This window comes from Kitasatospora sp. NPDC003701 (assembly GCF_053587085.1).
In genome coordinates, this window is the sequence record NZ_JBSFNM010000002.1 from 285,193 (window position 1) to 310,116 (window position 24,924).

The window sequence follows — 24,924 nt, forward strand, 5'->3', positions numbered from 1 at the left end:
GCCTTCCGACCGATGGACACGACCGTGGATCTCGATACGTTCTCCTCGCTCGTCGAGCGCCCCGACGAGAGCGCCCGGCGGGCCGCCGAAGAGCGCTGGCAGGCGCTGGACCGGCCGCGCGGCGGGCTCGGCCGGCTGGAGGAGCTGGGCAGTTGGCTGTCGTCCGTGCAGGGGCGCTCCCCGGTGCGGCCGCTGTCGGCGCCCAAGGTGCTGCTGTTCGCCGCCGACCACGGGGTGGCGGCCCTCGGGGTGTCCCGGCTGCCCGCGCAGGGCGGCACGGCCGCCCGGGTGCGGGCGGTGCTGGACGGCACCGCGCCGGTCGCCCTGCTCGCCCGGCGCTTCGGCGCCGAGGTGCGGGTGGTGGACGTCGCGGTGGACGCGGACCCGTCCGACTTCCCGGACGACGTGGTCGCGCACCGGGTGCGGCGCGGCTCCGGCCGGATCGACATCGAGGACGCGCTGAGCGCCGAGGAGACGGTCAAGGCCTTCCGGGCTGGGATGGCCGTCGCCGACGAGGAGGCCGACGCCGGTACCGACCTGGTCGTCCTGGGCGACCTCGCGGTCGGCGCGACCACGGTGGCGGCGGTCCTGGTCGGCGCGCTCTGCGGGACGGACGCGGCCGCGGTGACCGGGCGCGGCTCGGGCATCGACGACCGGGTGTGGATGGTCAAGTGCGCGACCGTCCGCGACTCGCTGCGGCGGGCCCGGCCGGTGCTCGGCGACCAGCTGGCCCTGCTCGGCGCCACCGGCGGCGCCGACTTCGCGGCGATCACCGGCTTCCTGCTGCAGGCCGCCGTGCGCAAGCTCCCGGTGGTGCTGGACGGCGTGGTCTCCGCGGCCTGCGCGCTGGTGGCCCAGCGGATCGCGTTCCGGGCACCGGAGTGGTGGCGGGCCGGGCAGTCCACCGGCGAGCCGGCCCAGGCCAAGGCCTACGACCGGCTCACCCTGACGCCGCTCCAGGAGCAGGAGATCACCATGGGCGAGGGCGTCGGCGCGCTGATGGCGCTGCCGCTGCTGCAGGCCGCGGCGGACGCCCTGGCCGAGCACGCGCCCGTCCCGAGGGCCCCGGCGGCGCCCAAGGAGCAGCCGAAGCTGCCCTCGGCGGCGGAGCTGCTCGGCCGGGCCTGACGGCCGGGCGCCGGCCACCGGGTGCCGACGGCCCGGTGCCGATCGCCCCGGGAGCCGGGCGGGGCAGGGCCGTTGCGGAGCGCGGCGCAGCACGGGGCCGCGCCCCGACGTAACGGATGTGAGGAGCGGCGGGCCATGCGGGACGGGTCACCGGAGGCACCGGCCGGCTGGGGCGACGGGCTGCGGTTCGCGTTCGGGACGCTCTCCGTGCTGCGGGTGCGGGTCGAGCGCTGGGACCGCCCGACGGCGGGCCGGGCGATGACGGCGGCCCCGGTGGTCGGCCTGGCCCTCGGGGCGCTGGCCGCCGGTGCGGGGGCGGCGGTGGCCTGGCGCGCGGGCGGGCTGCTCGGCGCGGTGACCGCCGTCGGCGTGCTGGCCGCGCTGACCCGGGGCCTGCATCTGGACGGTCTGGCCGACGTCGCCGACGGCCTGGGCAGCGGCAAACCGGCGCAGGACGCGCTGCGCATCATGAAGCAGTCCGACATCGGGCCGTTCGGCGTACTCACGCTGGTGCTGGTCCTGCTGGCCCAGGTCGCCGCACTGGCCGGGCAGTTCGACGCCTCGCCGGCGCGCGGCGCGCTCGCGGTGCTCGCCTCCGCGACGGCCGCCCGGTGCGCGCTCGCCTGGGGCTGCGCGCGCCCGGTGCCGGCCGCCCGGCCGGGCGGGCTCGGCGCGATGGTGGCGGGTACCGTGCCGCTCGGCGCGGCGGCGGCGTCGACGGCCTGTTCGGCACTGCTCCTGGCCGCCCTCGGCCTGTCGGACGGCTGGTCAGTTCTGCGGCTGCCACTGGCCGTTGCGGTCGGCCTCGGCTGCTCCTGGCTGCTGTTGCGGCGCTGCGTACGCCGGTTCGACGGCATCACCGGGGACGTCCTCGGCGCGATGGCCGAGACCGCCGCGACCGGCACCCTGCTCGCCCTCGCACTGCTGGGCTGAGGCGCACCGCCGGGCCCCGGGACGGGCGGCGGGACACCGGGCGGCGCGTGATCCCAGCATGCGGACTACCATGCGGGGAGCACCGCAGCCCTGCACCGTCGCAGGTCCGGCCCGGCCGACGCGCGTCGAGGAGCCGGGGCTTCTGGTGTGTGCGGCCGCCGCGACCGGTGGACGCACGCGCCAGGGGCCCCGGACCAGACCCGCACCGGCGGGACGGCCCGCAGTGGCGGCCCCGGGCTGCGCCGGTGCGGCAGCCGTGCCGTCACCGGTGCCGTGGACCGCGATAGAACAGGACGCATTACGTGACTGCATTGTCTGTGAGCACCTCCTCCGCCGCCTCGCTGCGCGCGGACGCGCTGGTGATCGGTGTGGCGAAGGGCCCGAAGGGCATCGTGCTGGCGCCGGGCGCCGAGGCCGTGAGCGAGGCGTTCGAGGGCAAGCTGGCCGAGGTCCTCACCACCCTGGGCGCGACCGGCGCCGAGGGCGAGGCCGTCAAGGTCCCCTCCCCCGCCGGCCTGAAGGCCGCGCTCGTGCTCGCGGTCGGCCTGGGCGAGGCCGCCGAGGGCGGCTACGGCCTGGAGACGCTGCGCCGCGCCGCCGGTGTCGCCGCCCGCACCCTGGCCGGTGGCAAGAAGGCCGCGCTGGCCCTGCCGGTCGAGTCCGCCGACGAGGTCGAGGCGGTCGCGCTGGGCGGCCTGCTCGGCGCCTACTCCTTCGGCACCTACAAGGGCAACGGCAGCGCCAAGGAGCCGGTCGGCGAGCTGGTCCTGCTGACCGCCCGCAAGGGCAGCAAGGACGCCAAGGCCGCCGTCGAGCGCGCCCTGGTCGTCGGCGAGGAGATGAACCGCGCCCGCGACCTCGTCAACACCGCGCCGAACGACCTGAACCCGAAGATCTTCGCCGCGATCGCCCAGGCGGCCGGCAAGGAGCACGGCCTCAAGGTCGAGGTGCTGGACGAGAAGGCGCTGCTCAAGGGCGGCTTCGGCGGCCTGCTCGGCGTCGGCAACGGCTCCGCCAACCCGCCGCGGCTGGTGAAGGTGGCGTACACCCACCCGAAGGCCAAGGCGAGCCTGGCGTTCATCGGCAAGGGCATCACCTACGACTCGGGCGGCATCTCGCTGAAGCCGGCCGGCCACAACGAGACCATGAAGTGCGACATGGCCGGCGCCGCCGCGGTGTTCGCCGCCGTCGTCTCCGCCAAGCGCCTGGGCCTCGCCGTCAACGTCACCGCCTGGCTGGCGCTGGCCGAGAACATGCCGTCGGGCACCGCCACCCGCCCGGGTGACGTGCTGAAGATGTACGGCGGCAAGACCGTCGAGGTGCTCAACACCGACGCCGAGGGCCGCCTGGTGCTGGCCGACGCCATCGTGCGGGCCGGCGAGGAGAACCCGGACGTGATCGTCGACGTGGCGACGCTGACCGGCGCGATGATGCTGGCGCTGGGCAGCCGCACCTTCGGCGTGATGGCCAACAACGACGAGCTGCGCGAGACGCTGCACACCGTCGCGGGCGAGGCCGGCGAGCAGTCCTGGCCGATGCCGCTGCCGGCCGAGCTGCGCAAGGGCATGACCGAGTCGACCATCGCCGACCTGGCCAACATGGGCGAGCGGATGGGTGGCGGCCTGGTGGCCGGCCTGTTCCTCAAGGAGTTCGTGGCCGAGGGCATCGACTGGGCCCACCTGGACATCGCCGGCCCGGCCTTCCACGAGGGCGCGCCGTTCGGCTACACCCCCAAGGGCGGCACCGCGAGCGCGGTGCGCACCCTGGTCCGCTTCGCCGAGCGGACCGCGGCGGGCGACAAGGCCTGATCCGGGCTCGGACGGACGGGGTCCCGCGCACGCGCGCCGGACCCCGTCCGGCTTCCCGGGCGCTTTCCGTGCCCGGGACCCCGCTGCGGCCGCGACCCCGCCCGCAGCGCTGTTACCTGCGGGTAGACGGCAGGACCCCGCCCGCACCTCTGTTCGCTGCGGGCGAAACTTTGTTCCACAGTGCGGAACCGGGCACGGCCCGACCCGCCGAAAACGCCGCCCCGGCCGCTGTCAACCCCGCGTTGAGCTGCGATGATGCCCTTCCGTCGGGGGCATTCCCGCCCCTGTGACCACCCTTCGGGACACCCCTGGGGCGGACCCGGACATCAGCTGCCGTGAACAAGTGCGAAGATGTATTTCCGGCACGACTGGGCGCCCCACAAAGGCTTCCGACCCACCGGACCGCGACCGGCCCGGCGACCCACCCCATTGCATGGAGGACGTGACGTGGCGAACGACGCCAGCACCGTTTTCGACGTAGTCATTCTCGGAGGCGGAAGCGGCGGTTACGCCGCGGCGCTCCGCGCCGCTCAGCTGGGTCTGAGCGTCGCCCTGGTCGAGAAGGGTGAGCTGGGCGGCACCTGCCTGCACCGCGGCTGCATCCCGACCAAGGCGCTGCTGCACGCCGCCGAGATCGCGGACGAGACGAAGGAGGCCGCCGAGTTCGGCGTGCTGGCCACCTTCCAGGGCATCGACATCAACGGTGTCCACAAGTACAAGGACGACGTCATCGCCGGCCTGTACAAGGGCCTGCAGGGCCTGGTCGCCTCCCGCAAGGTGACCTTCATCCAGGGCGAGGGCAAGCTCTCCTCGCAGACCTCGGTGGACGTCAACGGCCAGCGCATCGAGGGCCGCCACATCGTCCTCGCCACCGGCTCCGTGCCGAAGTCGCTGCCGGGCCTGACCATCGACGGCGACCGCGTGATCTCCTCCGACCACGCGCTCAAGCTCGACCGCATCCCGAAGTCCGCCGTGATCCTCGGCGGCGGCGTGATCGGCGTCGAGTTCGCCTCGGTCTGGAAGTCCTTCGGCGTCGAGGTCACCATCGTCGAGGCCCTGCCGCACCTGGTCCCGCTGGAGGACGAGAACTCCTCCAAGCTGCTGGAGCGCGCGTTCCGCAAGCGCGGCATCAAGTTCGAGCTGAAGGCCCGCTTCTCCGGCGTCGAGTACACCGAGACCGGTGTGCGCGTCTCCACCGAGAACGGCAAGCAGATCGACGCCGACCTGCTGCTCGTCGCCATCGGCCGCGGCCCGGTCTCGGCCGGCCTCGGCTACGAGGAGAACGGCGTCGCGATGGACCGCGGCTACGTGCTCGTCGACGAGTACATGCGCACCAACGTGCCCACCATCTCCGCCGTCGGCGACCTCGCCCCGACCCTGCAGCTGGCCCACGTCGGCTTCGCCGAGGGCATCCTGGTCGCCGAGCGCCTGGCCGGCCTCAAGGCCGTGCCGATCGACTACGACGGCGTCCCGCGCGTGACCTACTCAAACCCCGAGGTGGCCTCCGTCGGCATCTCCGAGGCCAAGGCCGTCGAGCTGTACGGCAAGGAGAAGGTCGTCACCCTCAAGTACAACCTGGCCGGCAACGGCAAGAGCAAGATCCTGAAGACCGCCGGCGAGATCAAGCTCGTCCAGGTCAAGGACGGCGCCGTGGTCGGCGTCCACATGGTCGGCGCCCGGATGGGCGAGCAGGTCGGCGAGGCGCAGCTGATCTACAACTGGGAGGCTCTGCCGGCCGAGGTCGCGCAGCTCATCCACGCCCACCCGACCCAGTCCGAGGCCCTGGGCGAGGCGCACCTGGCGCTGGCCGGCAAGCCGCTGCACGCGCACGACTGATCACGCCCAACACCCCCCATTCCAGTACGCAAGACTTGATAGGAGTCGCTGAAACCATGGCGGTCTCAGTAACACTGCCCGCGCTGGGCGAGAGCGTTTCCGAGGGCACCGTCACCCGTTGGCTGAAGGCCGAGGGTGAGCGTGTGGAGGTCGACGAGCCGCTGCTCGAGGTCTCCACCGACAAGGTCGACACCGAGATCCCGGCCCCGGCCTCGGGCATCCTGGCCTCGATCAAGGTCGGCGAGGACGAGACCGTCGAGGTCGGCGCCGAGCTGGCGATCATCGACGACGGCTCCGGCGCCCCGGTCGCCGCTCCGGCTCCGGCCGCCGAGGCCGCTCCGGCCCCGGCTGCCGCCCCGGCCCCGGTCGCGGAGGCGCCCGCCGCTGCCGCCCCGGTCGCCGAGGCTCCGGCCGCTCCGGCGGCGGCCCCGGCCGCGCCGGCCGGCGACGCCACCCCCGTGCTGCTGCCCGCGCTGGGCGAGTCGGTCACCGAGGGCACCGTCACCCGCTGGCTGAAGGCCGAGGGTGAGACGGTCGAGGTCGACGAGCCGCTGCTCGAGGTCTCCACCGACAAGGTCGACACCGAGATCCCGTCGCCGGTCGCCGGCGTCGTGGTGAAGATCCTGGTCGGCGAGGACGAGACCGCCGAGGTCGGCGCCCAGCTCGCGCTGATCGGTGCCCCGGGTGCGGCCGCGGCCGCTCCGGCCCCGGCTGCCGCTCCCGCTCCGGCCGCTGCGCCGGCCCCGGTCGCCGCTCCGGCTCCGGCCGCCCCGGCTGCTCCGGTCGCCGCCCCGGCCCCGGTGGCCGCTCCGGCTCCCGTTGCCGCTCCGGCCCCGGTCGCCCCCGCTGCCCCGGTCACCGCCCCGGCCCCGGTGGCTCCGGCCGCTCCGGTCGCCGCCCCGGCCCCCGTCGCCGCCGCGCCGGCCACCGACAGCGGTGACGCCTACGTCACCCCGCTGGTGCGCAAGCTCGCCGCCGAGCAGGGCGTCACGCTGGCCTCCGTCACCGGTACCGGTGTCGGCGGTCGCATCCGCAAGCAGGACGTCATCGCCGCCGCCGAGGCCGCGAAGGCCGTGCCGGCCCCCGCCGCTGCCGCCGCGCCGAAGGCCGCCGCCGCGCCGTCCCCGCTGCGTGGCCAGACGGTCAAGATGACCCGCATCCGCAAGGCCATCGGCGACAACATGCTGAAGGCCCTGCACGAGCAGGCTCAGCTGACCAGCGTGGTCGAGGTGGACGTCACCAAGATCATCGCGCTGCGCGGCAAGGCCAAGGACGCCTTCCTCGCCCGCGAGGGCGTGAAGCTGTCCCCGATGCCGTTCTTCGTCAAGGCCGCCGCCCAGGCGCTGAAGAGCCACCCGGTGATCAACGCCCGCATCAACGAGGCCGAGGGCACCATCACCTACTTCGACTCCGAGAACATCGGGATCGCGGTGGACTCCGAGAAGGGTCTGATGACCCCGGTCATCAAGGGTGCGGGCGACCTCAACATCGCCGGCATCTCGAAGAAGACCGCGGAGCTGGCCGGCAAGGTGCGCGGCAACAAGATCACTCCGGACGAGCTGTCCGGCGCGACCTTCACCATCAGCAACACCGGCTCGCGCGGTGCGCTGTTCGACACCGTCATCGTGCCGCCGAACCAGGTCGCCATCCTGGGCATCGGCGCGACGGTCAAGCGCCCGGTCGTCATCGAGGCCGACGGCGGCACCGCCATCGGCATCCGCGACATGACCTACCTGTCGCTCTCCTACGACCACCGCCTGGTGGACGGCGCCGACGCCGCCCGTTTCCTGGTCGCCGTCAAGGAGATCCTCGAGGCCGGCGAGTTCGAGGTCGAGCTCGGCCTGTAAGGCGGCAGCCCGCAAGGCAGCCACGGTAGTTCGGAGCCCCGCGTCGTCCCAGGACGGCGCGGGGCTCCGCGTTTTCGCCCGTGCGGCTGCCGGCCGCACGGTGGCGGCCGCCCGCCCGCCGCGTCCGCCTCGGCGCCGCCCGCGGTCGCGTCCGCCCGCGTTTCGCCGGGCCCATCGCATGCGATCGCGCGGGCGAACAGGGATGCTGGAGCGGTGATGGACGAGACCGACTTCTGGCAGATCATCGACGACACCCGGGAGGACGCCGACGGCGACCCGGACGAGCAGGCGGAACGGCTGGTGGAACGGCTCGTCCAACTGACCCCGGACGACGTCATCGACTTCGCCCGGCTCTTCGAGGCCCGGTTCCAGCGCGCCTACCGCACCGACCTGTGGGGCGCGGCCTACCTGTTGCTGGACGGCGCCTCCGAGGACTCCTTCGACTACTTCCGCTGCTGGCTGATCGGCCAGGGGCGGGAGGTGTTCGAGGGCGGGCTGCACGAGCCGGACGATCTGGCCGACCTGCTCCCCGACTTCGACGAGGAGGAGGACGGCGAGGCCGAGGACCTGGGCTACGCGGCCGACGAGGCGTACGAGCAACTGACCGGGCTGCCGCTGCCCGAGGTGGGCGAGCGGCAGCCCGCGCGGCCGGCCGGCGCCGCCCTGGACTTCGACGACCCGGACGCCATGGCGAAACGGTTCCCCAAGCTCTGGGAGCGCTACGGGGACTGACCCGGGGACGGCCCGGGCGGCTCGGGCGCCGGAGCGGGTGGCCCGGGCGCCGGAGCGGCGGCTCGGGCGCCGGTGGCTCAGGTGCCGGAGCCGGAGGCGCTGCTGTCCTGCTTGATGCCCTTGAGGATCTGGTCGAGCACGGTGGGGTCGGGCGCGCCCGCGGCGTCGTCCACCCCGCCCTCGAAGGCCACGAAGCCGCCGCCCTTGGCCGGGACGGCCGCCAGCAGGATGTAGCCCTTGGTGCCGTCCGAGGTGGTGATGTGCCACCGCACCGCGTAGCCCGAGACGCCCGCCACGGTGGTGTTGGCGGAGCCGGCATCGGTGTGCGAGGTGATCCCGGTGAAGATCGCCGCCGCGTAGGTGGGCATCGCCGCCTCGGCCGCCGCCCGGGCCGAGGCCCCCGCGATGGTGTCCTTCTCCACCGAGAACTGGCCCCGGATGCAGGAGCCGCCGGTCGGGCAGGTGTAGCGGCCGCTGCCCAGGAAGACGGTCGAGTGCGTGGTGTCGGTCTGCGCGTCCCAGCCCTGGAAGATCGGCACCGTGATGGCGTGCTGGGCGTCGGCGGCGGTGTCCTTGACCACCGGCACCGGCGGCAGGCTGGGCACGGGGGTGGGAGTGGGCGCGGGCGTGCGCGTGGTCGGACCGGGGCTCGGCGTCCGGCTCGGGGTGTCGGTGACGGTGACCGTCGGCACGGGCGCCGGGTCCGCCTTCGGATCGCCGCCGCTGTTGAGGGCGATCGCGGCCACCACGCCGACCACGACCAGCACCCCGGCCGCGATCGCCACGGCCACGCCCGGCTTCATCCGGCCGGACGGCGGCGGCGGCGGCGGGTAACCGCCCTGCGGGTAGCCGTAGCCCTGCTGGTCCTGCGTCGGGTAGCCGTAGCCGGGCGCGCCCTGCTGCGGGGCGCCGTAGCCGTAGGCGGGCGGCGGGGAGACGGGGGTCGGCGGTTGCGGGGTCTGCCAGGAGACCTGGGTCGGGGCGTCGGCGAGCCCGCCGCCGCCCGCCTGGACGGGGCGGACGTCACTGGTCCAGGCGTTGCCGTCCCACCAGCGCTCATGACCGGCTGTGCCGTCCGCACCCGGTACCGGGTACCACCCGGGAGGCGTCGAGTTGCTCACGGCCGTACGGTACCCGGCGCGGCACTGCTCCAGACAGGTTGGGTTTGTCACGAGTCTGCACCACCCTCCCGCCCGATCTGACGACCTGTCAGTACTCTGCGCGCGGGGCGCGGGGCGCCGTAGGCGGGCGCGGGGCGCGGGGCGGGGCGCCGTAGGCGGGCGCGAGGCGCGGGACGCGGGACGCGGGACGCGAGGCGCCGTCGCGGCCCGCCGGCCCCGCGGGCTCAGAGCACCAGCGAACGGGCCATCCAGATGTCGTCCACGTACCGGCCGTCGATCAGGAACTCCTCGGTGAGCGAACCCTCGACCACGAAGCCGCAGGCCTCGTAGAGCCGGCGGGCCGGGGCGTTGTGCCCCAGCACGCGCAGGGTGATCCGGCGCGCCCCCTGCTCCCTGGCGGCCGTGCAGCCCGCCTCGACCAGTGCCCGGCCGACGCCCCGGCCGCGGGCCGCGGAGGAGACCGCCAGGCCCTGGATCTGCCGGACGTGCCGGTTGCTGGCCAGCGGGGTGGGCGGCACCACCCGGATGTAGCCGACGATCCGGTCGTCGAGCAGGGCGAGCAGGAACTGGTCCGGGGCGTGGCGCTCGTCGAACACGCCGTCCCCCTCGGCCGGCTGCGGGGCGACGTCGCTCTGCCAGGACCAGGCGGCCCGGTTGAGCTCGGAGAGCTCCTTCTCGTCCTCGGTCCGTGCGGGACGGATGATCAGATCTTCATGGCGCATGCGCGCCATGCTAATCAGCGGCGCCCGGGGCGTACACGGAATTCCGGCCGCCGGGAGCTGCAAGGATGGCCCCATGCGCATCGCGGTCACAGGATCCACGGGATTGATCGGCTCGACACTCGTCCGCTCGCTGCTCGCCGACGGCCACCAGGTGGTCCGGCTGGTCCGGCACCGCTCCAAAACCGGGCCGCGGCCGGACGGGACGACGGCGATCGGCTGGAACCCGCTGCTGGGGCAGGTCGACCGGGCCGGGCTGGCGGGCGTCGGGGCGGTGGTGCACCTGGCGGGCGCCGGGGTCGGCGACCGCCGGTGGACGGACGCGTACAAGCGGGAGATCCGGGAGAGCCGGGTGCTCGGCACCGAGACGCTGGCCGTCGCGCTGGCGGAGCTCGACGAGCCGCCGCAGGTCTTCGTCAGCGCCTCGGCCGTCGGGTTCTACGGGCAGACCGGCGACAAGGTGATCGACGAGGACTCCCCCGCCGGGGACGACTTCCTGGCCGAGGTCTGCGTGGAGTGGGAGGCCGCCGCGCGGCCCGCCGAGCGGGCCGGGATCCGGGTGGTCCACCCGCGCACCGGGCTGGTGCTCTCGGCCGCCGGCGGGGCCGGCGGCCGGCTCTTCCCGCTGTTCCGCCTCGGGCTCGGCGGGCGGCTCGGCGACGGCCGGCAGTACTGGAGCTTCATCTCGCTGGCGGACGAGATCGCGGCGCTGCGGTTCCTGATCGACCGGGACGACCTGAGCGGCGCGTTCAACCTGAGCGCGCCGGAGCCGGTCACCAACGCCGAGCTGACGGCGGCGCTCGGGCGGGTGCTGAAGCGGCCGACGCCGTTCCCGGTGCCGGAGGCGGTGCTCAAGGTGGCGCTGGGCGAGTTGGCGGTCGAGGTGACCGGCAGCCACCGGGTGGTGCCGCGGCGGCTGCTGGAGGCCGGCTTCCGCTTCGAGCACACGGATGTGGACGCGGCGGTGCGGGCGGCGCTGTAGCGGCCGGGCCGCAGCGGCGGGGCGGCGCCGGTCGCCGGGAGCCGGGAGTGCGCTCGGGGCGGGCGGTTGCGGTAGGCCGGGTGCTCCCGGTGCGGCACCCGGCCCGGGCGGGCCCGCGTACGCCCGCTACGGCATCCGCCCTGGCCGGGGGCATATGCCGAGCGGGGGTCGGTCGGGGCTCCGGGAGGGGGCGCACAGGAGCACGCAACGGGCGCGCCGCACGCCCCTGGTGACCGTGCGCGCCCGTCGACCCCGAACCCGGCCGGTTGCGCACACCGTGCGTGACCGCGCCCCCACCGCATGCTGTCGAACCCTCCCCGGCGCCCGGATCGGGCCCGGTGCGCTTGTCTGACGCTCTTACTGACTGGGCATCACACCGTCGGACCGTGTCCCGGCACCCCGCTGCCTGCGTCGGCCGAAGCTCCGGGACCAGGGAGGGAGCACGCCAGTGCCCACATATGACTTCACTCGCCGCACCCGCCGACAGTCCGATCCGGACGTCGTCGTGGTGGGCGCCGGACTCGCGGGCCTGGCCGCCGCCCGCGCGCTCACCGGCCACGGCCTGACCGTCCAGGTCCTGGAGGCCGCGGGCCGGATCGGCGGCCGGATGGCCACCCGGGAGCTGGACGGGTTCCGGCTCGACCACGGCAGCCAGCTGCTGAACACCGCCTATCCCGAGCTGAGCCGCGCGCTCGACCTGGACCGGCTCGGCCTGCAGCCGCTCGCGCCGGGCGTGCTCGTGCACAGCGGCGGCCGCCGGTACCGCGCCGGGGACCCTCAGCTGACCGCCGCCCGGCAGGCGGCCTCCCGGGCTCCGCTCGGCAGTCCGCTGGACAAGGCCCGGCTGGGCAGCTGGCTCAGCCGGCTGGCCGCCACCCCGGCCGGCCGGTTGCAGGCCCGGCCGGAGACCACCACCGCCCGCGCGCTCGGCGAACGCGGCCTCGCACCGCGCACCGTCGACGGCTTCCTGCGGCCGCTGCTCGGCGCCCTGCTCAGCGACCCGGCCCTGGGCACCAGCAGCCGGATCGCCGACCTGGTGCTGCGCAGCTACGCGCGCGGCCGGCTCTGTCTGCCCGCCGACGGGATCGCGGCCGTGCCCGCCCAGGTGGCCGCCGCCCTGCCGGCCGGCACCCTGCGGACCGGAGTGCGGGTCACCTCGATAGCGGCCGACGGCGTGGAGACCGCCGGCCACGGCCGGATCGGCGCCCAGGCCGTCGTGGTGGCGACCGACGCGCGCTCCGCCGCCGGGCTGCTGCCCGGGCTGCGGCTGCCGGACTTCCACCCCGTCACGACCTTCTACCACGCGACGGACCGGGCACCGATCGGCGAGGCCGTGCTGCTGCTGGACGGCGACCGGCCGAACGGCCACCCGCCGCTGGTCTCGCACTCCCTGGTGCTCAGCGAGCTGCACCCCTCGTACGCCCCGGCCGGACAGGCGCTGATCGCCACGACGGTGCTGGGGCGGCGCTCCTTCGACGCCGGCGGGCCGGCCGCGCTCGAACCCGCGGTCCGCGCGCGACTGGCGGAGCTGTACGGCGCCCCGACGAAGGGCTGGCAGTTCCTGAGCGTGCGCCACGTCCCGGACGCGGTGCCCGCCATGCCGCCGCCGCACAACACCCGGCGCCCGGTGCGGTTGCTGGCCGGGCTGTACGTCTGCGGCGACCACCGGGACACCAGCAGCGTCCAGGGCGCGCTGGTGTCGGGGCGGCGGGCGGCGCAGGCCGTGGTGCGCGACCTCGGGCTGCCGACCGCCGCCCGGGAGGCGGAGGCGGCGGCGTAACACGCGACCGGCGGGCTGCCGAGGCGGCCGACCACGGCGTGCCAGTATGCCGATATGACCGCTAATGGGATGCGTGCCGTCCAGAGCCCCGGACCCGTCGCCCGGTGAGCGCCGACTTCCAGGTCGAGCCGCTCACGCTGATCCTGATCCCGGCCGCCGCCGTGGCCGCGCCGCTGCTCGCCGACCGGCTGCTGCGGTGGGTCGCCGTCCCCACGGTGGTGTTCGAGATCGTGCTCGGCGTACTGATCGGACCCGACGTCCTGGACTGGGCACAGGTCGGCGGTCTGGTCGACGCGCTCTCCGAGTTCGGCCTGGCGATGCTGATCTTCCTGGCCGGATACGAGATCGACTTCGCCAAGCTGCGCGGCGGCCCGCTGAAACGGGCGGGCGCCGCGTGGCTGGTGTCCCTGGTGGTGGCGCTCGGCGTGGGCGCGATGGTCAACCGGGACGCGCTGAACGGCGCTTTCGCCGGACTGGCGCTCACCACCACCGCGCTCGGCACCATCCTGCCGATCCTGCGGGACTCCCGGGAGCTGCCGACCCCGTTCGGCTCGCTGGTGATGGCCACCGGCGCGGTCGGCGAGTTCGGGCCGATCATCGCGGTCGCGATCCTGCTCAGCGGCAACAGCCCGCTCCGGACCGCCGTCATCCTGGCCGTCTTCGCGGTGATCACGGCGACCTCCGTCGGCTACGCCCGCCGGCCCCGGCCGGCCTGGATGACCCGGCTGATCCGCCGGACCCTGCGCACCTCCGGCCAGTTCGCGATCCGCACGGTGATCCTGGTGCTCACCGCGATGGTGTCCGCCGCGATCTGGCTCGATCTGGACATGCTGCTCGGCGCCTTCACCGCCGGGATCGTCTCCCGCCTGCTGCTCACCGACGTGCCGGAGGCCGAGGAGGAGGTCATCGAGGCCAAGCTGGAGGGCATCGGCTTCGGGTTCCTCGTCCCGGTGTTCTTCGTGGTCAGCGGGATGAAGTTCGACCTGGAGGCGCTGCTCCGGGACCCGGGCACCCTGCTGCTCGTCCCGGTGTTCCTGCTGCTCCTGCTGACCGTGCGCGGACTGCCGGCCGCCCTCATCGCGCCGATCGGACTCGGCCGGCGCGACCGGGCGGCGCTCGGCCTGTACGGCGCGACCGCGCTGCCGCTGGTCGTGGTGATCACCACGATCGAGGTGGACGACGGGCACCTGCCGTCCTCCACCGCGGCCGCGCTGGTCGGCGCGGGCATGCTCTCCGTCCTGGTCTTCCCGCTGCTGGCCCAGCGGCTGCGCGGGACGGTCCGCCCGCCCGCTGCCGAGGGCGACCGGCAGCGGGTCAACGCCGAGAGCTGGTAGCCGCGGCGGGCCGGTCGGTGGGCGCGCCCGGCCGGCCCCGGCCCGGCCCGCCGCCGGACCGCCGCCGGCCGTCGTCGGACCGCCCCCGATCGTCGTCGGACCACCCCGGCCCGCCGTCAGATCACCCCCGCCTGGCGCGCCGTCTCCTCGAAGGCGCGGGCCACCGGACTGCCCCGGTAGGGGGTGAGCCGGCGGTGGAAGTCCCGGACGTACTCCAGCGAACGGGCCGAGCGCATCTCCCCGGCCGCCCGCAGCGCGTCGGTGGCCATGGTGCACGCCTCGTCCAAGTCCCCCATGCCGAGCCGGGCGGTGGCCAGCACCAGCCGGCAGAAGATCCGGCTGCGGGCGTAGGCGGGCGAGCGCAGCCGCAGCGACTTCTCGGCGTGCTGGGCCGACGTCCGCCACTGCTGGAGGTCCCGGTAGCAGTGGGCGAACTCGTCGGAGAGCTGCGCCTCGTCGAAGTAGCGCGCCCAGGAGGGAAGTTCGTCACCGGCCCGGGCCCCGGCCAGGGCCCGCTCGGAGCGCACCAGCGCGGTGGTGCAGGACCGGACGTCGCCGAGCAGGCCGTGCCCGCGCGCCTCGGCGGCGTGCAGCAGCGACTGCACGGTGGGCGGAACGGCGGTGCCCACGCCCTGCTGGGCGACCCGGGCCAGCTGGACCGCCTCCCGGCCGTGGCCGAGGTGGACGGCCTGCTGGCTCATCGTCACCAGGATGTAGCCGCCGAGCGCGCGGTCCCCCGCGGCCTGGGAGAGCCGCAGGGCCTGGACGAAGTAGCGCTGGGCCAGGCCGTGCGCGGCGATGTCGAAGGACGTCCAGCCGGCGAGCCTGGTCAGGTCGGCGACGGCCCCGAAGAGCGCCCGCCCGATCTGCTCGCCGTAGCGGCCGCGCAGCATCGGCTCGGCCTCGCTCTCCAGGTAGCGGACCAGTGCCTGGCGGGCGTGGCCGCCGCCGTAGGCGTGGTCCAGCGCGCGGAAGAGGTCCCCGACGGCGCGGATGGCGGCGATGTCGCCCCGGCCCACCCGCAGCGCCGGCCTGGGCTCGCGGGCCGGGTCGGTGTACGGCGGCTCGACGGCGGCGGGCGGGCGGCGGCTCTGGGTCGGCACCCGGCCGAGCGCGCCGGCGGCGGCCGGGGCAGTGGAGGCCGGGCCGGCCGCCGCCCCGGCGGCGTTCCGGGCCGACGACGAGGCGGACGGCGCGGCGGACGCACCGGGCGCCGTACCGCGCGCCGGTGGTGCGGCGGCCCCGCCGGGCGCGGCCGGACCGGCCGGCGCCGCCCCCGTGGCGGCATCGGGCCGGGGCAGGGTGGAGCCGTCCCGGGCGACCCGCTCGTCGGTGCGGCCGATCAGCCAGTCCCGGCTGGGGACGACCAGGCCGGCCGGGGTGAAGGCGATCCGGCGCAGCTCGGACTGCGGGCCGTTGTCCTTGCGCCACATGCTCGCCACGATGTCCACCGCCTCCTGCGGCGTCTCGGCGAACTCCAGGCCGGCGTAGACCGGGGCGCAGGCGTCCAGGCCGAGGTCCTGGGCGGTGAGGCGGCGGCCGAGCCGGCGGGTGAACACCTCGGCGATCAGCGCGGGGGTGGCGCCGCGCGGCTGCTGGCCGCGGAGCCAGCGGGTGACGGAGGTCTTGTCGTACCGCAGGTCCAGACCGTGCTCCAGACCGAGCTGGTCCACCCGGCGGGCCAGACCGGCGTGCGAGAAGCCGGCCTCCTCGATCAGGGCGGCCAGCTGGCCGTTCTGCGGGGCCGGTCCGGCGGCGGCCGCCGGGGGCTGGGCGGGCGCGACGGGCGCGTCCGCGGGCGCCGGGGCGCTCCGGTGCCGTGCGGTCGTGACCTGCGCGGGCAGCCGCATGTCGTCGGTGGCCAGGGCGTCGGGGGCGTCCGGAAGGGCCCGGCCGACCGGACCTCGGTGCTGGTCGAGCGGGTCGAGCGGTCCGTACGCCGGGCTGTCGGTTGCAGGCCGTTGGGGCATAGTCAGTCAACACCTCTCGGACGCCGTACCGGCTCCACCAGCACTTCGGCTGCCTGTGGCGGCGCCCCCTGTCGGGAATCGGCGTGAATGTAGCGAGCATTCGGGCGCTATGGGTGGTTCTGACCGAGCAATCCTCCGAACGGGTGAAGCATCGGCGCCCATTGTGGGGAAGCCCGGACAGGATGGGTTTGGCCCTGGGCGGCCGAACCGCCGATCGACCCTCGTAGCGATGACCGCCACAGCCCGCCCCACCACTGTGGTGTCCCATCACATGGGAGCCGAGCCGCCGGATTCCTACCGTTCTCGGCCATGGACACCACTTCAGCCCGCCCGCTCGACGGCCGTACGGCCCTGGTCACCGGGGCCGCCTCGGGCATCGGCCGGGCCTGCGCCGAGGCCTTCGCCGAGGCCGGCGCCCGGGTCTACGTCGTCGACCTCGCGGCCGCCCCGGCCCGGGAGCTCGCCGACCGGATCGGCGGCGTGGCGCTCGTCGCCGACCTCGCCGACCCGGAGGCGGTGGAGGCGCTGCCGGACGACGCCGACATCGTGGTCAACAACGCCGGCCTCCAGCACGTCGCACCCGTCCACGAGTTCCCGACCGACCGCTTCACCCTGATCCAGCGGGTGATGGTCGAGGCCCCGTTCCGCATCCTGCGCCGCACCCTGCCGCACATGTACGCGCAGGACTGGGGGCGGGTGGTCAACATCTCCTCCGTCCACGGCCTGCGGGCCAGCGCCTTCAAGTCGGCCTACGTGACGGCGAAGCACGCGCTGGAGGGGCTGAGCAAGACGGTCGCCCTGGAGGGCGCGCCGTACGGCGTCACCAGCAACTGCATCAACCCGGGGTACGTCCGCACCCCGCTCGTGGAGCAGCAGATCGCCGGCCAGGCGCTGGCGCACGGCATCCGCGAGGACGAGGTGGTGGAGCAGATCATGCTCGACCGGACCGCCGTCAAGCGGCTGATCGAACCCGACGAGGTGGCGCAGCTGGCCCTCTGGCTCTGCTCCGCGCACGCCTCCTACATCACCGGCGCCAGCCTCCCCGTCGACGGCGGCTGGACGGCGCGCTGATGCCCCCTCACCACACTCCCCCCTTCGAGGTGACCCCGCCCATGGCCAGTTCCCCCGCAGTCGCGAGACCGGGCTCCCCGCTCTGGAAGGTGGTCGGTGCCAGCCTGATCGGCACCACCATCGAGTGGTACGACTACTTCCTGTACGGCACGGCCGCCGCGCTCGTCTTCGGCAAGGTGTTCTTCCCGGCGAGCGATCCGCTGACCGGGACGCTGCTCGCCTTCCTCACCTATGCGATCGGCTTCGCCGCCCGGCCGCTCGGCGCGCTGGTGTTCGGGCACTTCGGCGACCGGGTCGGCCGCAAGAAGCTGCTGGTGGTGAGCCTGCTGCTGATGGGCGGCTCGACCACGCTGATCGGCCTGCTGCCGACGTACCACCAGATCGGTGCGGCCGCACCGGTGCTGCTGACCGTGCTGCGGCTGGTGCAGGGCTTCGCGCTCGGCGGCGAGTGGGGCGGCGCGGTCCTGCTGGTCTCCGAGCACGGGGACGCCCGGCGCCGCGGCTTCTGGGCGTCCTGGCCGCAGGGCGGCGCCCCCGCGGGCAACCTGCTGGCGGCGGGGGTGCTGTCGCTGCTCACCACCGTGCAGTCGGACGCCACCTTCCTGTCCTGGGGCTGGCGGGTGCCGTTCCTGCTGTCGGCGGTGCTGGTGGCGATCGGGATGTGGATCCGGCTGGCGGTGGACGAGTCCCCGCTGTTCCAGCAGGCGCTGGCGGCCGCCGAGGCCCGGAAGGCGGCCGGCCGGGCGGCGGAGCAGACCCCGCTGGTGGCGGTGCTGCGGCACCACTGGCGGGAGGTGCTGGTGGCGATGGGCGCCCGGATGGCGGAGAACATCTCGTACTACGTGATGACCACCTTTGTGCTGGCGTACGCGGTGACCCAGGTGCACCTGCCCAAGCAGACCGCGCTGAACGCGGTGCTGGTCGCCTCCGCGATCCAGTTCGCGCTGATCCCGGTGTTCGGCGCGCTCTCCGACCGGGTCGGGCGCAAGCCGGTGTACCTGGTGGGCGCGGTCGGCGTCGGGGTCTGGGCGTTCGTCTTCTTCGGGCTGGTGGACACCAGGTCGTTCGGCTCGCTGCTGCTGGCGGTGACGGTGGGGCTGGTCTTCCACAGCGCGATGTACGCGCCGCAGGCGGCCTTCTTCTCCGAGATGTTCGCGACCCGGATGCGCTACTCGGGCGCCTCCATCGGCGCCCAGTTCGCCTCGGTGGCGGCCGGTGCCCCGGCACCCCTGATCGCCACGGCGCTGCTGAAGGACTACGGCAGCTCGACGCCGATCTCCGTGTACGTGGCCATCGCCGCGGTGATCACCGTCCTCGCGGTGCTCTGCGGCCGGGAGACCCGCGGCGCCGACCTGACCGAGGCCGGCCCCGAGGCCGCCGATCCGGCGGTGGGCGCGCCGGAGGACACCGTGGTGGCCAAGGCCGCGAGCGCCTGACGAACCGGTGGCCGGCGCCCGTCGCCCCGGGAGCGCCGGCCACCCGCGTCCACCGGGGCCGAGCCGCTACGATCGCGCTTCCGTCCCTGGGCCAGCGACCCACTGCCGATTGGCGGCCGCACCGTGAACGACCTCCGTCCCGACGCCAGCGCGGCACCGGCGCTGCGGCGGTTGCTCGACCTCCTCGCCTCCGGCGCCGCCACCGAGGACTTCGCCGACGTCCTGGCCGACGCGCGCCGCCGGGGGGCGCCCGCCGCCGTGCTGAGCGAGATCGACGACGCCACCTGGCAGGCCCTGCGGGTGCACCGGACGCTGCGTCAGCACCGGCGCCGCGAGGCCGAGCTGACCGCGCTCTTCGACACCGCCGGGGACCTCGCCGCCTCCCGGGACCTGGACACCGTGCTCCAGGCGATCGTCCGCCGGGCCCGGCTGCTGCTCGGCACCGACACCGCCTATCTGACCCTCCCGGACGAGGCCGCCGGCGACACCTACATGCGGGTCACCGACGGCTCGGTCTCGGTGCTCTTCCAGACCCTGCGGCTGAGCCTGGGCGACGGCCTCGGCGGCCTGGTGGCCCAGACCGCCCGCCCGTACGCCACCCCCGACTACCGGGCCGACGAACGGTTCCACCACACCGGCACGATCGACGCCGGCGTGCTGGACGAGGGCCTGGTCGCGATCATCGGGGTGCCGCTGCTGCTCGGCGGGCGGGTGATCGGGGTGCTGTTCGCCGCCGACCGCTCCCCGCGCGCCTTCTCCCCCGACGAGGTCGCGCTGCTCTGCTCGCTGGCCGCGCACGCCGCGATCGCGCTGGACACCGCCAAGTCGCTGGCCGACACCCGCGCCGCGCTCGCCGAGCTGAACAGCGCCAACGAGCTGATCCGCGCCCACTCGGCCGCCGTCCAGCGGGCCGAGCAGGGCCACGACCGGCTCACCGACCTCGTCCTGCGCGGCGCCGAGGTGCCGGACGTCGCCGCCGCGGTGGCCGCCCTGCTGGGCGGCGAGATCGCCGTCCTGGACACCGAGGGCGAGCCGCTGGCCGGCCGGGCCGGGCCCGCCGAGGGGCTGGCCGAGGCGGTCGCCGCCTCCCGGACCGAGGGCCGGTCGGTACGGCACCGCGAGGACTGGGTCTGCGCCGTGCTGGCCGGGCAGGAGCCGCTGGGGGCGCTCGTGCTGCGCGGGCGGCCCGGCCTGGAGGACGCCGACCGGCGGCTGTTCGAACGGGCCAGTGTGGTGACCGCGCTGCTCCTGCTGCTGCGCCGCTCGGTGGCCGAGACCGAGAACCGGGTGCGCGGCGAACTGCTGGCCGACCTGCTGACCGCCCCCGACCGCGACCCGGCCGGCCTGACCGCGCGCGGCCGCCGGCTGGGCGTGGACCTCGGGCGCCCGCACCTGGTGCTGGTCGCCGAACCGGCCGGCGCCCCCGGTACCGCGGCGACCGACCGCGGCCGGCTGGCGGGCGCCGCCGGGCGGTACCTGTTCGGCTCGCGCGGCATCAGCGCGGAGCACGGCGAGGCCGTCGTCCTGCTGCTCCCGGACGACGGCCCGACGGCGGGCGGGGGCGCGGGCTCGGGCTCGGGCTCGGCGGGCGGGGGCGCGGGCGGGGCGGCAGGTGCGGCGGCGGCCCAGCAAGCGGCCGAGCTGGCCGCCGAGCGGCTCGCCCGGCTGGCCGGGTTCCCGGTCACGGTGGGCGCCGGCCGCCCGGCCGCCGGACCGGTCGCGCTGGCCGCCTCGTACGCCGAGGGCCTGCGCTGCGTCCGGGCCCTGCGGGTGCTCGGCCGGGCCGGGGACGGTGCCTCGGCCCGCGCCCTCGGCTTCCTCGGTGTGCTGCTCGGCGACGGCCACGACGTGGACGGCTTCGTCGGCGCGGCACTCGGCCCCCTGCTCGACTACGACGCCCGGCGCGGCACCGAACTGGTCCGCACCCTGCGCGCCTACTTCGACTGCGGCGGCAGCCTGACCCGCGCCAAGGACGAGCTGCACGTCCACGTGAACACCGTGGTGCAGCGGCTGGACCGGGTCGAGGTGCTGCTCGGCCGGGACTGGAACCACCCGGAGCGCTCGCTGGAGCTCCAGCTGGCGCTGCGCCTGCAACTGCTCGCGGGCGGCTGAACCGGGGCCGCCCCGGCGCCCGCCCCGTCGCTCCCGCTCGGCCGTCCCCCCGGGGATCCCCGGGCCCTCCCGGGCACCCTCGGGCACCTGAACGGCCGAAAGCGGCTCGGGCGTACAGTGGCGAGGTTGGTCTCGAACGCCTGGCAAGGAGCAGCAGTGGCCACAGAGCGCAACGAGGTGGGCGCATGAGCGAGAACGTACGGTTCGTGCGGATGGGCATGGGCGAGGGTGCCGTGCCCTACCAGGAGGCCTGGGAGGAGCAGCAGCGGCTGCACGCCCTGCGGGTCGCGGACGAGATCCCCGACACCGTGCTGCTGCTGGAGCACCCGCCGGTGTACACGATGGGCCGCCGCACCAATCCGGCCGACCTGCCGCTGGACGGCACGCCGGTGGTCGAGGTCAACCGGGGCGGCGAGATCACCTGGCACGGCCCCGGCCAGCTGGTCGGCTACCCGATCGTGAAGCTCCCCGAGCCGATGGACGTCGTCGCCTATGTGCGCCGGCTGGAGGAGGCCCTGATCCGGGCCTGCGGCGAGTTCGGCGTGGAGACCACCCGGATCGAGGGCCGCAGCGGGGTCTGGGTCCTGGGCGCGACCATCCCGGACGCGGTGGTGGACCCGGCGCAGGTGGTGGACATCGGCAAGCTGACCCTGCGGATGGGCCTGCCGCTGGGCATCGACCCGCGGCTGGCCGGCCCCGAGTACGCGCCGTCCAACGCCGGGCAGCGCGGCGACGACCGCAAGCTCGCCGCGATCGGCGTCCGGGTCGCGCGCGGGGTGACGATGCACGGCTTCGCGCTGAACTGCGATCCGGACATGACCTGGTTCGACCGGATCGTGCCGTGCGGGATCCGGGACGCGGGCGTGGCCTCGCTCTCCGGTGAGCTCGCCCGGCCCTTCGAGGTCGGCGAGGCGCTGACCGTGGTCGAGAAGCACCTGGCGGAGGTGTTCGCCGAACTGCCGGAACCGGCACTCGGCCGCTGAGCCCGCACCCGGGTGCCGCCCGACCGGGCCACCCGGGAATCTACCGGCCGGTAGCACTGTTGCCCTGCGTTTGCGGGCCACGGGCCCGGCGAAGGCCGTACAAGCACAGGCGTACCCTGGGGGTACCCCGTCTAGTTCTAGGAGTCGCACGTGTCCGCTGTCGCACCCGACGGCAGGAAGCTGCTCCGCCTGGAGGTCCGCAACAGCGAGACCCCCATCGAGCGGAAGCCCGAGTGGATCAAGACCCGCGCGAAGATGGGCCCGGAGTACAACGCCCTCCAGTCGCTGGTGAAGAAGGAGGGGCTGCACACGGTCTGCCAGGAGGCCGGCTGCCCCAACATCTTCGAGTGCTGGGAGGACCGCGAGGCGACCTTCCTCATCGGCGGTGACCAGTGCACCCGCCGCTGCGACTTCTGCCAGATCGACACCGGCAAGCCCGCCGACTTCGACCGCGACGAGCCGCGCCGCGTGGCCGAGTCCATCGTGACCATGGACCTCAACTACGCCACCATCACCGGCGTCGCCCGCGACGACCTGGAGGACGGCGGCTCCTGGCTGTACGCGGAGACGGTGCGCCAGGTGCACGCGCTGACCGCCGGCCGCGAGAGCGGCCGCACCGGCGTCGAGCTGCTGATCCCCGACTTCAACGCGGTGCCGGAGCAGCTGGCCGAGGTCTTCTCGTCCCGCCCCGAGGTGCTGGCGCACAACGTCGAGACGGTGCCGCGGATCTTCAAGCGGATCCGGCCCGCGTTCCGCTACGAGCGCTCGCTGGACGTCATCACCCAGGCCCGCGCGGCCGGGCTGGTCACCAAGTCCAACCTGATCCTGGGCATGGGCGAGACCCGCGAGGAGGTCAGCCAGGCGCTGGCCGACCTGGTCGGCGCCGGCTGCGAGCTGATCACCATCACCCAGTACCTGCGCCCGTCGCTGCGCCACCACCCGGTCGAGCGCTGGGTGAAGCCGCACGAGTTCGTCGAGCTGCAGCAGGAGGCCGAGGAGCTCGGCTTCGCCGGGGTCATGTCCGGCCCGCTGGTGCGGTCCTCGTACCGCGCCGGGCGGCTGTACCGGCAGGCGCTGGAGCACCGCGAGCGGACGGCGGCCGTCTGACGGCAGTCCGGTCCCGGTCCGGCCGGTCCGGTTTCGGGCCGGTCCGGGTCTCGGGCCCGGTCCCGGTCCACCCGGTCCGGCCGTGGGTTCCGGTCCGGCCACCGATCGGTTTGAGCCATCTGAGGGGCGGGGCTTCGGCTCCGCCCCTTCGGGTTCACCGGGCTTTGACTGGCAGGTCACGGGCTGGTAACACGGAGTGGTGAGGATGGAACCGTTCGAATCATTTCCGCCACCAGAGGAGCTGTTCGACATGCAGGTCGGCATCCGGTCGGTCGGCACCGCGCTGCGGCTGGCCGAGAGTGTGCTGCTGGCGGGCGGGCAGCGGCAGGCCCGGCGCAACGCCTGGGCCGCGGTCTGCGAGAACCGCCGCTACGCGGCGGACCGCGAGCGCGACGCCCTGCCGGGCGGCCCCGCGATGGAGTCCGCGCGCCGCTAGACCCCGTCCGGACCACCCCCCGGCACGACCACTGTGCGCGTTCGCCCGGGGGCACCCGGGTCACGGTTCGGGCGAACGGGTACCCGGGCTTGGTTATCCCGCACCCACGGCACGTACCATGAGCGTTATGGCGAGGGAAACATCCGAGAACCCCGGGCGACTGAAGCAGATCCGCCTGGCTTACACCATGACCAAGAAGGTCGACACCAAGATCGGCCTGATCATCGCCGGCGTCGGCCTGCTGACCTTCGGCGTGTTCCTCGCCATCGGCTTCGCAATCGACCACCCGGTCTATCTGGGCATCCTGGGCTTCATCGTGGCCTTCCTGGCCATGGCGATCGTCTTCGGGCGCCGGGCCGAACGCGCCGCGTTCGGGCAGATGGAAGGGCAGCCGGGGGCCGTGGCGGCGGTGCTGAACAACATCAAGCGGGGGTGGAGCGCGAGTTCCACCCCGGTGGCGGTCACCCGCAACCAGGACGCGGTCTACCGCGCCGTGGGCCGGGCCGGCATCGCGCTGATCGGCGAGGGCAACCCGAACCGGGTCCGCCAGCTGCTGGCGTCCGAGAAGAAGAAGATGGCCCGGGTCGTCGGCGACGTACCGGTGCACGACATCGTGGTGGGCACCGGCGAGGGCGAGATCCCGCTCAAGAAGCTGCAGATCCACCTGATGCGACTGCCCCGTGCGATCACGCCCGCCCAGGTCACCGAGACCAACGACCGCCTCCGCGCGCTGGGCGACCTGCTCTCCAAGGCGCCGATCCCCAAGGGCCCGATGCCCAAGGGCGCCCGGATGCCCAAGGGCGGCCAGGTCCGCTGACCCCCTCCCCCATCGACGCGATCGGCCCCGCCGCGGAATCTCCGCAGCGGGGCCGTTCGTCGTTCGGGGGCCGTTCGTCGTTCGGGGGCCGTTCGTCGTTCGAGGGCCGGTCGTCGTTCGAGGGCCGGTCGTCGTTCGGGGGCGACCGAGAGAGACAGGCCCTAGATGCGGACCTCGACCGCGCCGACCGCCTTGTCGTGCAGGCCCCGGGTGTCGCGGTCCCAGACCAGGGCCGGCACCACCAGGCAGAGCAGCAGGGTGCGCAGCAGCACCTGCGGGATGGTGGCGCGGCGGCCGTCCAGGCGGACCACCCGCAGACCGAACAGCCGCTTGCCGACGGTCGTCCCCGTGGTGGCGAGCAGCAGCACGGTGACGGCGAAGAAGAGCGGGGTGGTCCACAGGTTGGCCGAGGCCGGGGAGCCCTTGCCGAGCAGCCCGTAGGCGACCAGGGCGACCAGCCAGCCGTCGACGAACAGCGCGCCCACGCGGCGGCCCGGGCCGGCGATCGAGCCGGTGCCCTCCCGGGGCAGTCCGAGGCGCTCACCGCGGTAGCCGAAGTCGGCACCCATCTTCTCGGCGGCCGCCCTCGGGCCGTCGATCCACGATCCCAACGCTTCTCTGGTGTCCACGAATCCACACTAACCGGGCGGACACCGCGGCCCGGCACCGGCTCCCCCGGAGGGTGAATCGCGTCGCCCGGGACTCCTCAAGTGGTCCAGACCACTCAACGGCCGCGATCCGGGCGGGCGAAGCATTTTGCCCCGGAGCGTAC

Annotated in this window: 20 protein-coding genes; 16 read left to right on the forward strand and 4 right to left on the reverse strand. The window is 74.6% G+C overall.

The window, feature by feature from the left end:
• The first annotated feature begins 12 nt into the window (after nt 1-12).
• The 6 genes from ACWDRR_RS03430 to ACWDRR_RS03455 all read left to right on the forward strand — a co-directional run bounded on the left by ACWDRR_RS03430 (nt 13) and on the right by ACWDRR_RS03455 (nt 8,284).
• On the forward strand, nt 13-1,128 hold the full coding sequence (locus tag ACWDRR_RS03430) for a nicotinate-nucleotide--dimethylbenzimidazole phosphoribosyltransferase (protein WP_449770484.1): 1,116 nt from the start codon (nt 13-15) through the stop codon (nt 1,126-1,128).
• 135 nt (nt 1,129-1,263) lie between these two features.
• The gene (locus tag ACWDRR_RS03435) at nt 1,264-2,061 is read left to right on the forward strand and encodes an adenosylcobinamide-GDP ribazoletransferase (protein WP_449770485.1); all 798 of its coding nucleotides are present in this window, start codon (nt 1,264-1,266) and stop codon (nt 2,059-2,061) included.
• A gap of 302 nt (nt 2,062-2,363) precedes the next feature.
• Nucleotides 2,364-3,869 (forward strand): leucyl aminopeptidase, encoded by a 1,506-nt coding sequence (locus ACWDRR_RS03440; RefSeq protein ID WP_449770486.1) that lies wholly within the window; start codon nt 2,364-2,366, stop codon nt 3,867-3,869.
• A gap of 447 nt (nt 3,870-4,316) precedes the next feature.
• Nucleotides 4,317-5,705 (forward strand): dihydrolipoyl dehydrogenase, encoded by a 1,389-nt coding sequence (gene lpdA, locus ACWDRR_RS03445; RefSeq protein WP_449770487.1) that lies wholly within the window; start codon nt 4,317-4,319, stop codon nt 5,703-5,705.
• A 56-nt stretch (nt 5,706-5,761) separates the two neighbouring features.
• Nucleotides 5,762-7,552: a 2-oxoglutarate dehydrogenase, E2 component, dihydrolipoamide succinyltransferase gene (sucB, locus tag ACWDRR_RS03450; protein ID WP_449770488.1), complete on the forward strand. Its 1,791-nt coding sequence runs from the start codon at nt 5,762-5,764 to the stop codon at nt 7,550-7,552.
• Nucleotides 7,553-7,768: 216 nt separating this feature from the next.
• The gene (locus tag ACWDRR_RS03455; RefSeq protein WP_449770489.1) at nt 7,769-8,284 is read left to right on the forward strand and encodes a DUF4240 domain-containing protein; all 516 of its coding nucleotides are present in this window, start codon (nt 7,769-7,771) and stop codon (nt 8,282-8,284) included.
• Nucleotides 8,285-8,361: 77 nt separating this feature from the next.
• Here ACWDRR_RS03455 and ACWDRR_RS03460 read toward each other — a convergent pair whose 3' ends face one another.
• A complete protein-coding gene (locus tag ACWDRR_RS03460) occupies nt 8,362-9,405 on the reverse strand; it encodes a DUF2510 domain-containing protein (RefSeq protein WP_449770490.1) in 1,044 nt (347 codons plus the stop codon).
• A 224-nt stretch (nt 9,406-9,629) separates the two neighbouring features.
• Nucleotides 9,630-10,127 (reverse strand): N-acetyltransferase family protein, encoded by a 498-nt coding sequence (locus ACWDRR_RS03465; RefSeq protein ID WP_449770491.1) that lies wholly within the window; start codon nt 10,125-10,127, stop codon nt 9,630-9,632.
• Between the two features lie 73 nt (nt 10,128-10,200).
• Between ACWDRR_RS03465 and ACWDRR_RS03470 the strand changes: the two genes are divergently transcribed.
• From ACWDRR_RS03470 to ACWDRR_RS03480, 3 genes are all read left to right on the forward strand, one after another.
• Nucleotides 10,201-11,106 (forward strand): TIGR01777 family oxidoreductase, encoded by a 906-nt coding sequence (locus ACWDRR_RS03470; protein ID WP_449770492.1) that lies wholly within the window; start codon nt 10,201-10,203, stop codon nt 11,104-11,106.
• 448 nt (nt 11,107-11,554) lie between these two features.
• Nucleotides 11,555-12,886: an NAD(P)/FAD-dependent oxidoreductase gene (locus ACWDRR_RS03475; RefSeq protein ID WP_449770493.1), complete on the forward strand. Its 1,332-nt coding sequence runs from the start codon at nt 11,555-11,557 to the stop codon at nt 12,884-12,886.
• A gap of 104 nt (nt 12,887-12,990) precedes the next feature.
• Complete coding sequence (locus ACWDRR_RS03480; protein ID WP_449770494.1) at nt 12,991-14,220, forward strand: cation:proton antiporter; 1,230 nt, start codon at nt 12,991-12,993, stop codon at nt 14,218-14,220.
• A gap of 116 nt (nt 14,221-14,336) precedes the next feature.
• On the opposite strand, the gene ACWDRR_RS03485 is transcribed toward ACWDRR_RS03480, so the two are convergent.
• Complete coding sequence (locus ACWDRR_RS03485; RefSeq protein ID WP_449770495.1) at nt 14,337-16,190, reverse strand: regulator; 1,854 nt, start codon at nt 16,188-16,190, stop codon at nt 14,337-14,339.
• A gap of 309 nt (nt 16,191-16,499) precedes the next feature.
• On the opposite strand from ACWDRR_RS03485, the gene ACWDRR_RS03490 reads away from it, so the two are divergent.
• The 7 genes from ACWDRR_RS03490 (at nt 16,500) to ACWDRR_RS03520 (ending at nt 24,152) form a co-directional block, all read left to right on the forward strand.
• Nucleotides 16,500-17,261, forward strand: a complete 762-nt coding sequence (locus ACWDRR_RS03490) for a 3-hydroxybutyrate dehydrogenase (protein WP_449770496.1) — start codon at nt 16,500-16,502, stop codon at nt 17,259-17,261.
• Nucleotides 17,262-17,302: 41 nt separating this feature from the next.
• A complete protein-coding gene (locus ACWDRR_RS03495; protein WP_449770497.1) occupies nt 17,303-18,697 on the forward strand; it encodes an MFS transporter in 1,395 nt (464 codons plus the stop codon).
• A gap of 123 nt (nt 18,698-18,820) precedes the next feature.
• Nucleotides 18,821-20,809 (forward strand): helix-turn-helix domain-containing protein, encoded by a 1,989-nt coding sequence (locus ACWDRR_RS03500; RefSeq protein ID WP_449770498.1) that lies wholly within the window; start codon nt 18,821-18,823, stop codon nt 20,807-20,809.
• A 185-nt stretch (nt 20,810-20,994) separates the two neighbouring features.
• Complete coding sequence (lipB, locus tag ACWDRR_RS03505; protein ID WP_449770499.1) at nt 20,995-21,792, forward strand: lipoyl(octanoyl) transferase LipB; 798 nt, start codon at nt 20,995-20,997, stop codon at nt 21,790-21,792.
• Between the two features lie 150 nt (nt 21,793-21,942).
• Nucleotides 21,943-22,899 carry a lipoyl synthase gene (locus ACWDRR_RS03510; RefSeq protein WP_449770500.1) on the forward strand — a complete coding sequence of 319 codons (957 nt, stop codon included), beginning with the start codon at nt 21,943-21,945 and terminating at the stop codon, nt 22,897-22,899.
• A gap of 205 nt (nt 22,900-23,104) precedes the next feature.
• Nucleotides 23,105-23,335: a hypothetical protein gene (locus tag ACWDRR_RS03515; protein WP_449770501.1), complete on the forward strand. Its 231-nt coding sequence runs from the start codon at nt 23,105-23,107 to the stop codon at nt 23,333-23,335.
• A gap of 127 nt (nt 23,336-23,462) precedes the next feature.
• On the forward strand, nt 23,463-24,152 hold the full coding sequence (locus tag ACWDRR_RS03520) for a DUF4191 domain-containing protein (RefSeq protein ID WP_360627933.1): 690 nt from the start codon (nt 23,463-23,465) through the stop codon (nt 24,150-24,152).
• 161 nt (nt 24,153-24,313) lie between these two features.
• Here ACWDRR_RS03520 and ACWDRR_RS03525 read toward each other — a convergent pair whose 3' ends face one another.
• Entirely contained in the window at nt 24,314-24,781 is a 468-nt protein-coding gene (locus ACWDRR_RS03525; protein WP_449770502.1) for an RDD family protein, read from the reverse strand.
• Nucleotides 24,782-24,924 lie beyond the last annotated feature (143 nt).

Excerpts from the sequence above, each read along its gene's own strand:
- ACWDRR_RS03455 (WP_449770489.1), top strand. The coding sequence starts at position 7,769 with ATGGACGAGACCGACTTCTGGCAGATCATCGACGACACCCGGGAGGAC.
- ACWDRR_RS03485 (WP_449770495.1), bottom strand. The coding sequence starts at position 16,190 with ATGCCCCAACGGCCTGCAACCGACAGCCCGGCGTACGGACCGCTCGAC.
- ACWDRR_RS03515 (WP_449770501.1), top strand. The coding sequence starts at position 23,105 with ATGGAACCGTTCGAATCATTTCCGCCACCAGAGGAGCTGTTCGACATG.
- ACWDRR_RS03520 (WP_360627933.1), top strand. The coding sequence starts at position 23,463 with ATGGCGAGGGAAACATCCGAGAACCCCGGGCGACTGAAGCAGATCCGC.
- ACWDRR_RS03435 (WP_449770485.1), top strand. The coding sequence starts at position 1,264 with ATGCGGGACGGGTCACCGGAGGCACCGGCCGGCTGGGGCGACGGGCTG.
- ACWDRR_RS03490 (WP_449770496.1), top strand. The coding sequence starts at position 16,500 with ATGGACACCACTTCAGCCCGCCCGCTCGACGGCCGTACGGCCCTGGTC.
- ACWDRR_RS03465 (WP_449770491.1), bottom strand. The coding sequence starts at position 10,127 with ATGCGCCATGAAGATCTGATCATCCGTCCCGCACGGACCGAGGACGAG.
- lipB (WP_449770499.1), top strand. The coding sequence starts at position 20,995 with ATGAGCGAGAACGTACGGTTCGTGCGGATGGGCATGGGCGAGGGTGCC.
- ACWDRR_RS03470 (WP_449770492.1), top strand. The coding sequence starts at position 10,201 with ATGCGCATCGCGGTCACAGGATCCACGGGATTGATCGGCTCGACACTC.
- ACWDRR_RS03495 (WP_449770497.1), top strand. The coding sequence starts at position 17,303 with ATGGCCAGTTCCCCCGCAGTCGCGAGACCGGGCTCCCCGCTCTGGAAG.
- sucB (WP_449770488.1), top strand. The coding sequence starts at position 5,762 with ATGGCGGTCTCAGTAACACTGCCCGCGCTGGGCGAGAGCGTTTCCGAG.
- ACWDRR_RS03430 (WP_449770484.1), top strand. The coding sequence starts at position 13 with ATGGACACGACCGTGGATCTCGATACGTTCTCCTCGCTCGTCGAGCGC.